At 70.6% G+C, this 12,637-nt stretch carries 14 protein-coding genes; 6 read left to right on the plus strand and 8 right to left on the minus strand.

Annotated elements, in window-relative coordinates:
- Nucleotides 1–3 precede the first annotated feature (3 nt).
- Nucleotides 4–1,350 (plus strand): serine/threonine-protein kinase, encoded by a 1,347-nt coding sequence (locus tag AB0M30_RS01265; protein WP_364578374.1) that lies wholly within the window; start codon nt 4–6, stop codon nt 1,348–1,350.
- Complete coding sequence (gene pknB / locus AB0M30_RS01270) at nt 1,347–3,323, plus strand: Stk1 family PASTA domain-containing Ser/Thr kinase (protein ID WP_364578376.1); 1,977 nt, start codon at nt 1,347–1,349, stop codon at nt 3,321–3,323. The genes AB0M30_RS01265 and pknB overlap by 4 nt, the downstream gene beginning before the upstream one ends.
- Nucleotides 3,324–3,383: 60 nt before the next feature.
- Here pknB and AB0M30_RS01275 read toward each other — a convergent pair whose 3' ends face one another.
- The 4 genes from AB0M30_RS01275 to AB0M30_RS01290 form a co-directional block, all read right to left on the minus strand.
- Nucleotides 3,384–3,701: a hypothetical protein gene (locus AB0M30_RS01275; RefSeq protein ID WP_103338162.1), complete on the minus strand. Its 318-nt coding sequence runs from the start codon at nt 3,699–3,701 to the stop codon at nt 3,384–3,386.
- A 100-nt stretch (nt 3,702–3,801) separates the two neighbouring features.
- A complete protein-coding gene (locus AB0M30_RS01280; RefSeq protein ID WP_364578379.1) occupies nt 3,802–4,443 on the minus strand; it encodes a hypothetical protein in 642 nt (213 codons plus the stop codon).
- Nucleotides 4,431–5,222 carry an ABC transporter ATP-binding protein gene (locus AB0M30_RS01285; protein ID WP_364578382.1) on the minus strand — a complete coding sequence of 264 codons (792 nt, stop codon included), beginning with the start codon at nt 5,220–5,222 and terminating at the stop codon, nt 4,431–4,433. Before AB0M30_RS01285 ends, AB0M30_RS01280 begins: the two co-directional genes overlap by 13 nt.
- Nucleotides 5,219–5,863, minus strand: a complete 645-nt coding sequence (locus AB0M30_RS01290; protein WP_364578384.1) for an aminodeoxychorismate/anthranilate synthase component II — start codon at nt 5,861–5,863, stop codon at nt 5,219–5,221. The genes AB0M30_RS01285 and AB0M30_RS01290 overlap by 4 nt, the downstream gene beginning before the upstream one ends.
- Before the next feature lie 112 nt (nt 5,864–5,975).
- Here AB0M30_RS01290 and AB0M30_RS01295 point away from each other — a divergent pair, with 112 nt between their 5' ends.
- Complete coding sequence (locus tag AB0M30_RS01295) at nt 5,976–7,295, plus strand: FAD-dependent oxidoreductase (RefSeq protein WP_364578749.1); 1,320 nt, start codon at nt 5,976–5,978, stop codon at nt 7,293–7,295.
- Between the two features lie 12 nt (nt 7,296–7,307).
- On the opposite strand, the gene AB0M30_RS01300 is transcribed toward AB0M30_RS01295, so the two are convergent.
- A complete protein-coding gene (locus AB0M30_RS01300; protein ID WP_364578387.1) occupies nt 7,308–7,967 on the minus strand; it encodes a response regulator transcription factor in 660 nt (219 codons plus the stop codon).
- On the minus strand, nt 7,907–9,730 hold the full coding sequence (locus AB0M30_RS01305) for a histidine kinase (RefSeq protein WP_364578390.1): 1,824 nt from the start codon (nt 9,728–9,730) through the stop codon (nt 7,907–7,909). The genes AB0M30_RS01300 and AB0M30_RS01305 overlap by 61 nt, the downstream gene beginning before the upstream one ends.
- Nucleotides 9,731–9,900: 170 nt before the next feature.
- On the opposite strand from AB0M30_RS01305, the gene AB0M30_RS01310 reads away from it, so the two are divergent.
- From AB0M30_RS01310 to AB0M30_RS01320, 3 genes are all read left to right on the plus strand, one after another.
- The gene (locus AB0M30_RS01310; protein ID WP_364578393.1) at nt 9,901–10,614 is read left to right on the plus strand and encodes an ABC transporter ATP-binding protein; all 714 of its coding nucleotides are present in this window, start codon (nt 9,901–9,903) and stop codon (nt 10,612–10,614) included.
- Nucleotides 10,611–11,345: an ABC transporter permease gene (locus AB0M30_RS01315; protein ID WP_364578395.1), complete on the plus strand. Its 735-nt coding sequence runs from the start codon at nt 10,611–10,613 to the stop codon at nt 11,343–11,345. Before AB0M30_RS01310 ends, AB0M30_RS01315 begins: the two co-directional genes overlap by 4 nt.
- 100 nt (nt 11,346–11,445) lie before the next feature.
- On the plus strand, nt 11,446–11,838 hold the full coding sequence (locus AB0M30_RS01320) for an SCO5389 family protein (protein WP_364578397.1): 393 nt from the start codon (nt 11,446–11,448) through the stop codon (nt 11,836–11,838).
- Here AB0M30_RS01320 and AB0M30_RS01325 read toward each other — a convergent pair.
- Together AB0M30_RS01325 and AB0M30_RS01330 are read right to left on the minus strand one after the other, a co-directional pair.
- Nucleotides 11,807–12,106, minus strand: a complete 300-nt coding sequence (locus AB0M30_RS01325) for a hypothetical protein (RefSeq protein WP_364578400.1) — start codon at nt 12,104–12,106, stop codon at nt 11,807–11,809. The two genes, AB0M30_RS01320 and AB0M30_RS01325, sit on opposite strands and share 32 nt — an antisense overlap.
- The gene (locus AB0M30_RS01330; RefSeq protein ID WP_364578403.1) at nt 12,103–12,597 is read right to left on the minus strand and encodes a protein phosphatase; all 495 of its coding nucleotides are present in this window, start codon (nt 12,595–12,597) and stop codon (nt 12,103–12,105) included. Before AB0M30_RS01330 ends, AB0M30_RS01325 begins: the two co-directional genes overlap by 4 nt.
- Nucleotides 12,598–12,637: the final 40 nt, after the last annotated feature.

Below are 12,637 nucleotides of genomic sequence, written 5' to 3' on the forward strand. Positions count from 1 at the left end.
CGCATGCTGTCCTCCGGTCAGCTGCTGGCCGACCGCTACAAGCTGACGAGCCGGATCGCCGTCGGCGGGATGGGCGAGGTCTGGCAGGCCAGCGACACCCGGCTCGACCGGACCGTGGCCGTCAAGATCCTCAAGGCCGAACTCTCCGGCGACGCCGAGTTCCTCCACCGCTTCCGCACCGAAGCGCGGATGACGGCGTCCCTGAACCACCCCGGCATCGCCGCGGTGCACGACTACGGCGAGACCATCTTCGACGGCGACCTGCCGATCGCCTACCTGGTGATGGAGCTCGTCGACGGTGACCCGCTGGCCGGGCTGCTGGCCAAGCACGGGCGGCTGTCGGCGGAGTTCACGCTCGACATGCTCGAGCAGGCGGGCAACGCGCTGCAGGCCGCGCACTCCCACGGCCTGGTCCACCGCGACGTCAAGCCGGGCAACATCCTGGTGACGTCGGCCGGGCAGGTGAAGATCACCGACTTCGGCGTGGCGAAGGCGGCCGACGCGGCCCCGGTCACGCGGTCCGGCATGGTCATGGGCACCGCGCACTACATCGCCCCGGAGCAGGCGCTCGGGCAACCGGCCGAGCCGGCGTCCGACGTCTACTCGCTGGCGGTGTGCGGCTACGAATGCCTCGCCGGGCACCGGCCGTTCCTGTCCGAGAACGCCGTGACGGTCGCGATGATGCACATCCGCGACATCCCGCCGCCGCTGCCACCGGACGTGCCGCCCGCGGCGCGCGCGGTGATCGAGGCGACCCTGATCAAGGATCCGCGGCAGCGTTACAACGACGGCGGCGAGTTCGCGGCCGCTGTCTCCGCGGTCCGCGCCGGGCTGCCGCTGCCCACGCCGTCCGGACTGGTGAACGCCACGTACGCGACCGGGCAGCAGCCCCAGCAACCGCCACCGCAGCAGATGCCGCCACCGCCGTCGATGCCGGTGCCGATCCCCCCGCAGCAGCTTCCGCCGCAGCAGCAGATGCCGGGTGGCCCGCCGTCACCCGCGATGAACCCGATGATCGCCATCGGCCCGCCGTCCCGGCCGGCCCCGCGGCAGGTCATGCTGCCGGCCCCCCGGCGGAAGACGCAGTGGGGCTGGTGGGCGCTTCTCGCGGCGATCCTGCTCGTTGTCCTGGTCGCGGGCATCGTGCTGGTGGCGAAGATGCTGGGCGGCGGCAACGGCTCGCCGCCGCAGAACGGCCAGCCGCAGAGCCAGGTGGTCCCGGGCAGACAGGTGCCCGCGGAGCAGTCCTCGAGCGGCTACCCGGCGGACAGTCCCGGCACGACGACCGACGATGGCCGGCAAGGCATCATGACCACACCTTGGACGGAATGGAACGGCATCCAGAGATGAGCACACCCAGACTGCTCTCCAACCGGTACGAGCTGGGCGAAACGCTCGGCTACGGAGGCATGTCCGAGGTCCACCACGGCCACGACGTGCGTCTCGGCCGGGAAGTCGCGATCAAGATCCTCCGTGCCGACCTCGCCAGGGACCCGCAGTTCCTGGAACGCTTCCGCCGTGAAGCGCAGAACGCCGCCGCGCTGAACCACCCGGCGATCGTCGCGGTCTACGACACCGGTGAGGCGAACGCCGAGTTCGGGCCGCTGCCGTACATCGTCATGGAGTACGTCGAAGGCCGGACGCTGCGCGACATCGTCAAGACCGAAGGCCCGATGTCGCAGAAGCGGGCGATGGAGGTCATGGCCGACGTCTGCGCGGCACTGGACTTCTCGCACCGCCACGGCATCGTGCACCGCGACGTCAAGCCGGCCAACGTGATGATCACGAAGAACGGCGCGGTCAAGGTGATGGACTTCGGCATCGCACGCGCGATGCACGACGGCCAGTCCGCCATGACCCAGACGGCCGCGGTGATCGGCACGGCGCAGTACCTTTCGCCGGAGCAGGCCCGCGGCGAGTCCGTCGACGCACGCTCCGACGTCTACGCCGCCGGGTGCGTGCTGTACGAGCTGATCACCGGCGAGCCGCCGTTCACCGGGGACTCCCCGGTCGCGGTCGCCTACCAGCACGTCCGGGAAGACCCCAGCGCGCCGTCGGCGGTGAACCCGGCGGTGGCGCCGGAGCTGGACGCCGTCGTGCTGAAGGCGCTGGCCAAGGGCCCGGCGAACCGCTACCAGTCGGCGGCGGAGATGCGCTCGGACCTGGTGCGCACGCTCTCGGGCCAGCGCCCGGTGGCGCCGATGGTGATGTCCGAAGACGAGCGCACGCAGGTGATGAACGCCGACCGGCGGCAGCCGCAGCGCTACGACGAGTACAGCGAGCCGGACGACGAGGACCCGAAGGCCAAGCGACGGCGTCGCGCGATCCTGGCCGCGGTGGCCGCGGTGTTCGTGCTGGGCGCGGTGCTGCTGATCATGTGGCTGTCGAACGCGTTCAAGAGCAACGACGCGAGCACCGTGGCGATCCCCAACGTGGTGCACCAGACCGTCCCGCAGGCGCGGGAGATGCTGAGCAGCAACGGGTTCAACGGCAAGGTCGACCAGAAGCAGGTGACCTGCGGGGTGCAGCCGACCGACGGCAGCCCGTCGTGCACCCAGGACGACGTCAACCGGGTGGTCAAGGTCGATCCGGCGGTGGGGGTTTCGGTCGCGCCCAACACGACGATCACGCTGTACGTCGGCGTCGCGCCGGGCAAGTCGAACGTCCCCGACCTCAAGGGCAAGTCGCGTGACCAGGCCGAGCAGGCACTCGCCGACGCGAAGCTGATCCTCGACACGAACGTCCAGGAGACCGACGTAAGCGACCCGAACCAGGCCGGTCTGGTGCAGACGCAGAACCCGGTCGCCGGTACCGCGGTCGACCAGGGCTCCAGCGTGAAGATCACGATCGGCAAGTCGAAGCAGCTCAAGACGGTCACCGACTTCACCAACCAGGCGTACTCGAAGGCCAAGTCGTCGCTGGAGAGCCAGGGCTTCACGACGAGGCGGGTCGACCAGGCCTCGGAAACGGTGCCGAAGGACACGGTCATCACCCAGAACCCGAACGGTGGGCAGCTCGCGGTGGGCAGCCAGATCGTGCTGACCGTGTCGACCGGTCCGGACAGCTCGAGCCAGATCCAGATGCCGACCCTGGCCGGGATGACTGTCGACCAGGCGGGGGACAAGCTGTCGAGCATGGGCTGGACCGGCAAGTTCAACCAGAAGTCCGACAAGAACAGCAATGCGCCCGAGGGCACGATCACGGGTCAGAACCCGTCCGCCGGCACGATGATCAACCGCGATCAGAACGTCACGATCAACGTGTCGGAAGGCAACGGGTTCCCGTCCATCACCTTCCCCACCCCGACGAAAACCTCCAACTAGCGAGCAACGAGAAAGGCCCGCACGGTTCGCCGTGCGGGCCTTTTCCGTCGGTCAGGAGGGTCAGGACTGGTCGAGGAACCCTTGCACGGCACCGAGAACCTGAGCGGCGTCGCTCGCGGCACCGAAATCGAGCTCGAGTTCCTCGGCCGCGCCCGAGCGTTTGACCTTCAGCGAGACGCGGGTTTCCCGGAACCGCCCCAGCCACGCGAAGAGAGAGCGGCAGAAGACGTCGGCGGAGGTGCTCGAAACGCCGACCACGACGGCGTCGAAAACCTGGACGCGGCCGCGGAGTTCGTCTTCGCCGCGCAGCCAGTCGGCGAGTTCCGGAAGCTCGCCGCCGGAGTTTGGCACGGTGATCGCGACGATCCCAGCCGTCACCCGATCTCCCTTCGCCCAGAACCGGAGAGGCCACGAACCTTAGTCGGCCGCGCGGTCCCACTGGAAGCCCGGGAAGGAAATCGAATTCTGCAATTTGCCGTCAGGACCGGCGGCTCACGAGCGCCGAAACGGCGAAGTAACTGACGGCCAGCATCGCCGCCGCCGTCACCAGCGCCAGGACCAGCGGACCGGCGACCGGCTCGTCGTCGGTCAGGGCGTGCAGGAGCGGGTGGACCAGGGGGATCTTCGCCAGCAGGACGACGACGAGCGTGATCACCGCGGCGAGCACCGTCCAGCCGATGCGGTGGACCAGCAGGCGCGAGCACGGGAGCGCGATCGCGATACCCAGCACCGCGCACGCGAGGTGGGCGAGCAATCCGATGCCGAGCGCGGACGGCTGGACCTTGAACGACTTGAGCGCCGACCACACTTCGGTGATCGCGGTGAGGACCAGCGAACAGGCCAGCACGGTGAGGATCGCGCCGGTGATCATCCGGCGCCACCGGCGCGCGTGGCTCAGGGTCACCAGGCGCTGCACCGGATCTTCGATGTCGAGCAGCGCGATCGTCAGCCAGCACGAGACGACCAGCAACCCGCCGGCGCTGACGCCGAACAGGGGCAGCGGCGGCGAATGCGGGTCGGCGTAGAGGATCACGCACAGCGCGAGGTAGGCCAGCAACGCCGGCAGGTACCGCTGCGAATGGCCGAGCAGGGCCAGGTAGTACCGCGTCAGGGCGAGCACGGTGCCACCTCCCGCACCGACCAGCCGTCTTCGAGCGCCCGCAGCAGCACCGCGTCGACGCGGGCCACTTCGACCGTCAACACCACGTGCGGGCCTTCGGTAACGGCGTGCCGCACGCCGGGTTCGTCCGCCCAGCCGGTGCCGTCGCCGCGCAGGACGATCCGCGTGGTCGGCTCCGCGCTTTCCGCCGTGAGCCTTCCGGAATCCATGAGGTGGACGACGTCGGCGTGGTCGTGCACCACCTGCGGCCGGTGGTCGGTGAACACGACGCTCGCGCCCCGCGCCCGCGTCTCGGCGACGAGCTCGCCGAGGATGGCGTGCGTCCCGACGTCCAGCCCGGACCACGGCTCGTCGAGGATCAGCAGGTCGGGCCGGACCATCACGGCCTGCGCGAGCCCGACTTTCTGCGCGTTGCCCTTGGACAGGGTGCGCAGCGGCGCCGCCGGGCCGCCGACGAGGGCGAGCCGTTCGAGCAGCGGGTCGATCACCGAGAGGTCGGCGAGCCCGTGGATGCGCGCCATGTGCCGCAGGTAGGCGCGGGCGCCCATGCGCTGGCCGGCCGGGAAGCGGTCCGGCAGGTAGCCGATCCGCGGGGTGCCGGTGAGCGACCCGGTGGTCGCGTGCGAGACGCCGGCCATGATCCGCAGCAGCGTCGACTTCCCGGAGCCGTTGCTGCCGAGGATGCCGACGACACGCCCGGGCTCGACGGTCAGGTCGACGTCGCGCAGGACGAAGTCACCGCGCCCGTACCGCTTGCCGACCCCCTCGAGCCGGATCACGCAACAGCGGCCTTCTGGAGCGCCTTGGTCGCCCGCTCGAGCTCGTTCACCCGGGCCGGCTCGACGGGGTGCCCCGCGGCGGCCAGCCAGTTCGCGAGCATCCGGTGGCCGCCCTCGGTGAGCACGGACTCGGGGTGGAACTGGACACCTTCGAGGGGCAGCTCGCGGTGGCGCATGCCCATCACGATGCCGGACTCGGTGCGCCCGGTGATCTCGAAGACGGCGTCCGGAATCGTGTCCGGCACCACAGTCAGGGAGTGGTACCGGGTGGCCGTGAATTCCTCGGGCAGGTCCTTGAGGATGCCTTCGCCGGTGTGCCGCACCCGGCTCGTCTTGCCGTGGAGCAGCTCGGGCGCGCGGTCGACGGTCGCGCCGTAGACCACGCCGAGCGCCTGGTGACCGAGGCAGACGCCGAGCATCGGGGTGCGCGTCTCGGCGCACTTGCGGATGACGTCCATGCTCTGACCAGCGCGTTCGGGGGTGCCGGGGCCCGGCGAGACGAGCACGGCGTCGAACTCGGGCACGCGGTCGAGGTCCACGACGTCGTTGCGCCAGACCGTGCAGTCGGCGCCGAGCTGGGCCAGGTACTGGACCAGGTTGTAGACGAAGCTGTCGTAGTTGTCGACGACGAGAACGCGCATGGCGCCGAGCTTACCGGCTCCCACCTGGTGGACCGTACGCCAAATCACATTTTAGGTTAGGTGATCCTAACTTACCGTGGAGCGAGTGAGCCGATCTCTTCGTGTAGCCGTGGTGGGTGCCGGTCCCGCCGGGATCTACGCCGCCGACATCCTGGACAAGTCCGACGCCGACGTCTCGATCGACCTGTTCGAGCGGATGCCCGCGCCCTTCGGGCTGATCCGGTACGGCGTCGCACCCGATCACCCGCGCATCAAGGGCATCGTGACGGCGCTGGAGAAGGTGCTCTCGAAGCCGAACGTCCGGCTGCTGGGCAACATCGACTACGGCACCGACATCAAGCTCGACGAGCTGCGCGAGTTCTACGACGCGGTGATCTTCTCCACCGGCGCGTCCACCGACCGCGCGCTGGACATCCCGGGCATCGACCTGGACGGCAGCTACGGCGCCGCCGACTTCGTCTCCTGGTACGACGGCCACCCGGACGTCCCGCGCACCTGGCCGCTGACCGCTTCCTCGGTCGCCGTCCTCGGCGTCGGGAACGTCGCCCTGGACGTGGCGCGGGTGCTGGCGAAGACGGCCGACGAACTGCTGACCACCGACATCCCGGACAACGTCTACCAGGGGCTCAAGGCCAGCCCGGTGACGGACGTGCACGTGTTCGGCCGCCGCGGCCCGGCGCAGGCGAAGTTCACGCCGCTGGAGCTGCGGGAGCTGGACCACTCGCCGAACGTCGAGGTCATCGTGTACCCCGAGGACATCGAGTTCGACGACGGCAGCATCGCCGCGCTGCGGGCGTCGAAGCAGATCGACATGGTCGTGAAGACGCTGCAGGAGTGGGCGATCCGCGAGCCGGGCACCCGGCCGCGGCGGCTGCACCTGCACTTCTTCCACTCACCGGCCGAAATCGTCGGCGAGGACGGCCGCGTCACCGGCCTGCGCACCGAGCGGACCGAACTGACCGGCGACGGAAACGTCCGCGGCACCGGCGAATTCCACGACTGGGACGTCCAGGCGGTGTACCGCGCGGTCGGCTACCTGTCGTCGCACCTGCCGGAGCTCCCGTTCGACCACGTCGCGGGCGTGGTGCCCAACCAGGCCGGCCGGGTGCTGGACCTGGACGAGAACCAGCTGCCGGGCGTGTACGTCACGGGCTGGATCAAGCGCGGCCCGATCGGCCTGATCGGCCACACGAAGGGCGACGCGGCGGAGACGATCGCGAGCCTCCTGGCGGACGCGGACACGCTGGCGGCACCGAGGTTCACGTCCCCCGACGCGATCCTCGACTTCCTCGAAGCACGCGGAATCCCGTTCACCAACTGGGACGGCTGGGGCCGCCTGGACGCGCACGAGAAGTCGCTGGGCTCGGCGGCGGGCCGGGAGCGGATCAAGGTGGTCGAGCGCGAGGAGATGACGCGGGTCTCGCGCGGCTGAGCTGCTGAACGGCTAGGTTCCCGCGCCGAGGTAGGCGAGGACCGCCATCACGCGGCGGTTGGTGTCGTCCGACGCCGTGATGTCGAGCTTGGCGAAGATGTTCGCGGTGTGCTTGCCGACCGCACCCTCGCTGAAGTGCAGCTTCGCGGCGATCGCGGCGTTGGAACAGCCTTCCGCCATCAGCGAAAGGACCTCGCGCTCCCGCTGCGTCAGGGCGGCCAGCGGGTCGGAGGCGTTGCCCGCCACCAGTTTCGCGATCACCTCGGGGTCCATCACCGTGCCACCGGCGGCGACCCGGCGGACCGCGTCGATGAACTGCTCGGCGTTGAAGACCCGGTCCTTCAGCAGGTAACCGATCGCGCCGGTGCCGTCGGCCAGCAGCTCGCGCGCGTACAACTGCTCGACGTGCTGCGAGAGCACGAGGATCGGCAGCCCGGGGACCTCCCGGCGAGCGGCCAGCGCGGCCTGCAGGCCCTCGTCGGTGTTCGTCGGCGGCATTCTGACGTCCACAATGGACACATCGGGGCGTTCGGCGCGCAGGGCCGCCACGAGTTCCGGGCCGCTCCCGACCGCCGCGACGACGTCGAAGCCGTGCGCGGTCAGCAGGTGTGTCAGGCCGTCTCGGAGGAGGTACTGGTCCTCGGCGACGAGGGTTCGAGGTCGAGCTGACACGGGATCTCCAGGGTCGCCTTCGTCGGGCCGCCGATCGGGCTGGTCAGCGTCAACCTACCGTCGAAGGCGCCCAGCCGGCGCTCGATTCCCCGCAGTCCCGAACCCCGGGCCGGATTCGCCCCGCCCGGCCCCTCGTCGGTCACGACCACCGTCAGGAGACCGTCGGCGAACTCCACCTCGATCGCCACCCGTTTCGCGCCGTGCTTCGCCGCGTTGCCCAGCAGTTCCGACACCGCGAAGTACACGCACGCCTCGACCGGCTCCTCGACGCGCCCCGGCAGCGAGCCCGTGACCTCGGACTTCAGCGGGCTGTCCATGGCCAGCGCGCGCACCGCGTCCAGCAGCCCGCGTTCGGACAGCACCGGCGGGTGGATGCCGCGGATCAGCACCCGCAGCTCGGTGAGCGCCTCCGACGACGCCGCGCGCAGCTCGGCCGCGAGCCGTTTCGCGGCCGCCGGATCGGTGTCCACCAGCGCCTCGACCGCGCCGAGCTTCATGCCCATCGCGACCAGCCGCGACTGGATGCCGTCGTGCAGGTCGCGCTCGATCCGCCGCAGCTCGGCGGCCTGCGTGACCGTGACGTCGGAGCGGGTCTGCTTCAGCCGTTCGACCCGCTGGGCGAGCCGGGACGACTCGGTCGGCCCGAACCACAACCGCGCGAACCGCGCCTGCCGCCGGGCGAGCCACGGTGCCGGCGCCACGGCGATGACCAACGCCAGCAGGAGCACCGGTGTCTCCGCGAGTGCGCCGAGGTGCGTCGTCACCGCGGGCAGCGGGTACCACTCGGCCGGTGCGGACACGAACGGCCGCCACAGCCAGAGCACCGAGAGGCCGGTCATGGCCCAGCCGAACAACACGAGCGCCGGCACCGTGCACACGAGTGAAACAAGGCAGGTCAGAGCACTGCCGGCCATGTCACGCCAGGTGGCCTGATCGCGCAGGATCCACCGCCTGCGGGCGTGCTGCACCGGCCAGAACGGCTCCTCGTACAGCTGCCTGCCGACCTGGTAGAGCCCGTCGGGGCGAGGGACCGGCAAGGCGGGCGGCGGCAGGTACGGCCGCGGGATCCGCACCCCGGTCCAGTTCTCCACCTCGCGGCGCAGCGTGTCGGTGATCGAGCGACACCACAGCACGACCGGCGCCGCCAGCGGCATCGCGCAGACGAGGATACCCAGCTGGGGCACCGAAAAGATCAGCTGCACCAGGGACAGCGCGAGGATGCCGAACTGGTGGCCCAGCGATTCGAGGTGCCGGTGCAGCCAGTTCTTGCGGGCGGGCTCGGCGGGTGGGCGGGGCCCGAGCAGCCGGCGCGTCCACCGGCCGTAGCCGCGCAGCACCCGCGGCCCGCCCACCAGGACGGCCACCGGCAGCAGCAACGTGACCAGCGGGTTCACCAGCTGCCACTGGAATTCCCGGCCCGTCGCCGGGTCTTCCATCGCCCAGGTGAGCCGGTGCTGCCAGCTGATCCAGAACGCCCGCTTGTAGAGCTGGTTGCCGTCGCGGTACCAGCCGTCGCGCTCGCGCACCGGCTCCGGCGGCTCGGGGTGGTACGGCGTTTCGACCTCGACGCCGCACCAGCGGGCAGCCAGGGTCCGCGCCACTGCCGATCGGCCGCGAGCCCATTCGAGCGTGGGACCGAAGAAGAAGACCAGCCCGCCGCAGAGCAGCGCGAACGTGATCAGCTCGAGGAGCACGTCGAGCCAGCTGAGCAACGCGAACGCCGCCAGCGCGAACGCCCGGCCGACGGCACGCAAGTACGGCATCCGGCACCTCCTTTCCCCCGGGATCCTCGCCGACCGGCGCCGGACCGCGCACTGCCCCAAGCCCCACGAACGGGGTGGGCCCAGCCCCACCCCCGCTTCAGCAAAACGCTACCTGAGCTGGGGTTTCAACGTCATTACGGACGCGGCCGCCGGTTCGTAGGTTCGGAGCCATGCCACTCATCGAAGTCACCGACCTCCGCAAGCGCTACGGCACCCGGGTCGCGGTCGACGGCGTTTCGTTCACCGTCGAGCGCGGCGAAATCTTCGGCATCCTCGGCACGAACGGTGCCGGGAAGACCACCACCGTCGAATGCCTCCAAGGCCTGCGCCGGGCCGACGGCGGTATGATCTCCGTCCTCGGCCTGGACCCGGCGGCCGACCACCCCGAGCTGACCCGCCGCGTCGGCGTCCAGCTGCAGGAGAGCCAGCTGCCCGCGAAGCTGCGGGTGCGCGAAGCCCTCGAGCTGTTCGCGGCCTTCTACCCGGACCCCGCCGACGTCGACGTCCTGCTCGACCAGCTCGGCCTGCGCGACCACGCCCGCAGCTACTTCGGAAAGCTGTCCGGCGGCCAGAAACAACGCGTGTCGATCGCGCTGGCCCTGGTGGGCCGGCCGGAGCTGGCCATCCTCGACGAGCTGACCACCGGGCTCGACCCGCACGCCCGCCGCGAAACGTGGGAGCTCGTCGAAGGCGTCCGCGCCACCGGCGTGACCGTCCTGCTGGTCACCCACTTCATGGACGAGGCCGAACGGCTCTGCGACCGCGTCGCGATCTTCGACGCCGGACGCGTGGTCGCCACCGGCACCCCGACCGAGCTCCGCGCCGCGGCCGGAGCCTCCACTTTGGACGACGCGTTCGTCTCGCTGACCAGGAGCGCCCGATGAGCACCTTCACCAAGATCACCGCCACCGAAACGAAGATCTTCCTCCGGTCGCCGTTCATGCCGATCGCCGGCGTCCTGCTGCCGTCGGTCCTGCTGCTCGCGATCGGCGCGATCCCGGGGATGAGCGAGCCCAGCGCGGCGGCCGGCGGGTACCGGTTCATCGACGCCTGGGTGCCGTCGCTGATCGTCGTCAGCCTCGCGATGCTGGCGCTGCAGTCGATCCCGGCCGCCGTCGCCACCTACCGCGAACAGGGCGTGCTGCGGCGGCTGGCCACGACCCCGGTGCACCCGGCGAACCTGCTGGTGGCCCAGCTGGTGATCCACGTGGTGGTCGCGCTGGCCGGCATCGCGCTCGTGCTCGGCCTGGCCAACGCCGTCTACGACGTCCCGCTGCCGAAGCACCCGTTGCTGTTCGCGGCGACGCTGCTGCTCGGCGTGGTCTCGACGTTCTCGCTGGGCCTGATCACGGCGTCGATCGCCGGCACGGCCAAGAGTGCCGGCGGCCTCGCGATGATCACGTTCGTCCCGATCATGTTCTTCGGTGGCGTCTACCTGCCGCGGCCGCTGCTCCCGGAGGTCCTGCGCCGGATCGGCGACTACGTGCCGCCGGGCTCGCAGCCGCTGCAGGACGCGTGGGTCGGGACCGGCGTCCAGCCGCTGCAGCTGGCCGCGCTCGCCGCCTTCGCGGTGCTGGGAACGGCGTTGGCGGCGAAGCTCTTCCGCTGGGAATGACCGGGCCTTCCGCCAAAGTGGTGATGATCATCGTTTTCTCTTGTGGCCGGGCCACCCGGCCGGTAGCCAAGAGGGTGGCCCTGCTCAAACTGGAGGTTCGATGTCCCTGGACGTGTCACCCGCGTTGCTGGAGAAGGCCGAGCGCGGGGAGGTCAGCGACGCCGAGTTCGTCACCTGCGTCAAGGATTCCCTGCCGTACGCGTGGGAGGTCATCACCGGCGTCATCGCCGACGCCGAGGGCGCGGCCGACGGCTTCGCCGACAACGAGACGCCACCGCCGAGCGAGGCTGCCCGCGGGCAGCTGCTGCGGGCATTGGCCTCCGACGCGATCCGCGGCGGCCTCGAACGGCACTTCGGCGTCAAGCTGGCCTTCCAGAACTGCCACCGGGTCGCGGTCTTCAAGCAGTCCGAAGTGGACGGTGACCGCTACCGCGCGTTCGTCTCGCCGCGCGGCCAGCTGCTCAACCAGAGCCCGGAACTGCGGGACTGCTAGCCCGCAGCGTGGGCAGCACCTCGGTGCCGATCCGCGCGATGTTCGCGTACGTGCCCTCCGGCGTACCCGACGCTTCCACGAGCATCAGCACGTGGGTGACGCCGGTGCGCCGGAGGCTCGTTTCCAGCGTCCGGACGCAGTGGGCCGCGCCGCTGACCGGGTGGATGGCGCAGAGCCGTTCGGGGCCGGGCACCTCCCGGAAGGCGAAGTGCCGCCCCTGAGCGCGTACCCGGCTGGTCGTGGCCCGCAGGAAGACGCCGAACCTCAAGCGTCCAGTCCGGCGAGCAGGCGCGCGGTCGGCAGCCCGGCCTCGAGGTACTGGACGAAGAGCTGGTTGTGCAACGCCCACGGCGAGCGCCGCTGCCGGACCCGCTCGATCGCGGCCGGGACGCCCAGCCCGAGTTCGACGAGCGTCTGCGCGACGACCAGGCCGGACCGGTTGAGCCCGGCGTGGCAGCGCACCAGCGTCCGCCGGCCCGCGCGGACCGCCTCGGCCGCCAGCCCGGCGAACCGCTCGACGTCGGCGAGCTGGGCCTCGGTCAGCGGCCCGTCCGGCATCTCGGCGAAGTGGTGTTCGATGCCCGGCGGCGGTCCGTGGCCTTCAAGCTCGTAGAGGCTCAGCACGAGCTCGAACTCGCGCCGCACGACGACCGGCTCCGCACCCGCGCGGAAATGCCCGCCCATCCACAGCCACGGCCCGACCTCGTTCCACGGGTCCTCCGGCGGCCGGTTGGACCGGTCCTTCTGACGTGTTTTCACTCCCGCCCCCTCTCCCGGAAGGGCAACGGACCGCCCGCCC

It is taken from the genome of Amycolatopsis sp. NPDC051716 (assembly GCF_040681595.1).
Lineage (GTDB): Bacteria > Actinomycetota > Actinomycetes > Mycobacteriales > Pseudonocardiaceae > Amycolatopsis.

Excerpts from the sequence above, each read along its gene's own strand:
- AB0M30_RS01265 (WP_364578374.1), top strand. The coding sequence starts at position 4 with ATGCTGTCCTCCGGTCAGCTGCTGGCCGACCGCTACAAGCTGACGAGC.
- pknB (WP_364578376.1), top strand. The coding sequence starts at position 1,347 with ATGAGCACACCCAGACTGCTCTCCAACCGGTACGAGCTGGGCGAAACG.
- AB0M30_RS01290 (WP_364578384.1), bottom strand. The coding sequence starts at position 5,863 with ATGCGCGTTCTCGTCGTCGACAACTACGACAGCTTCGTCTACAACCTG.
- AB0M30_RS01305 (WP_364578390.1), bottom strand. The coding sequence starts at position 9,730 with ATGCCGTACTTGCGTGCCGTCGGCCGGGCGTTCGCGCTGGCGGCGTTC.
- AB0M30_RS01310 (WP_364578393.1), top strand. The coding sequence starts at position 9,901 with ATGCCACTCATCGAAGTCACCGACCTCCGCAAGCGCTACGGCACCCGG.
- AB0M30_RS01315 (WP_364578395.1), top strand. The coding sequence starts at position 10,611 with ATGAGCACCTTCACCAAGATCACCGCCACCGAAACGAAGATCTTCCTC.
- AB0M30_RS01320 (WP_364578397.1), top strand. The coding sequence starts at position 11,446 with ATGTCCCTGGACGTGTCACCCGCGTTGCTGGAGAAGGCCGAGCGCGGG.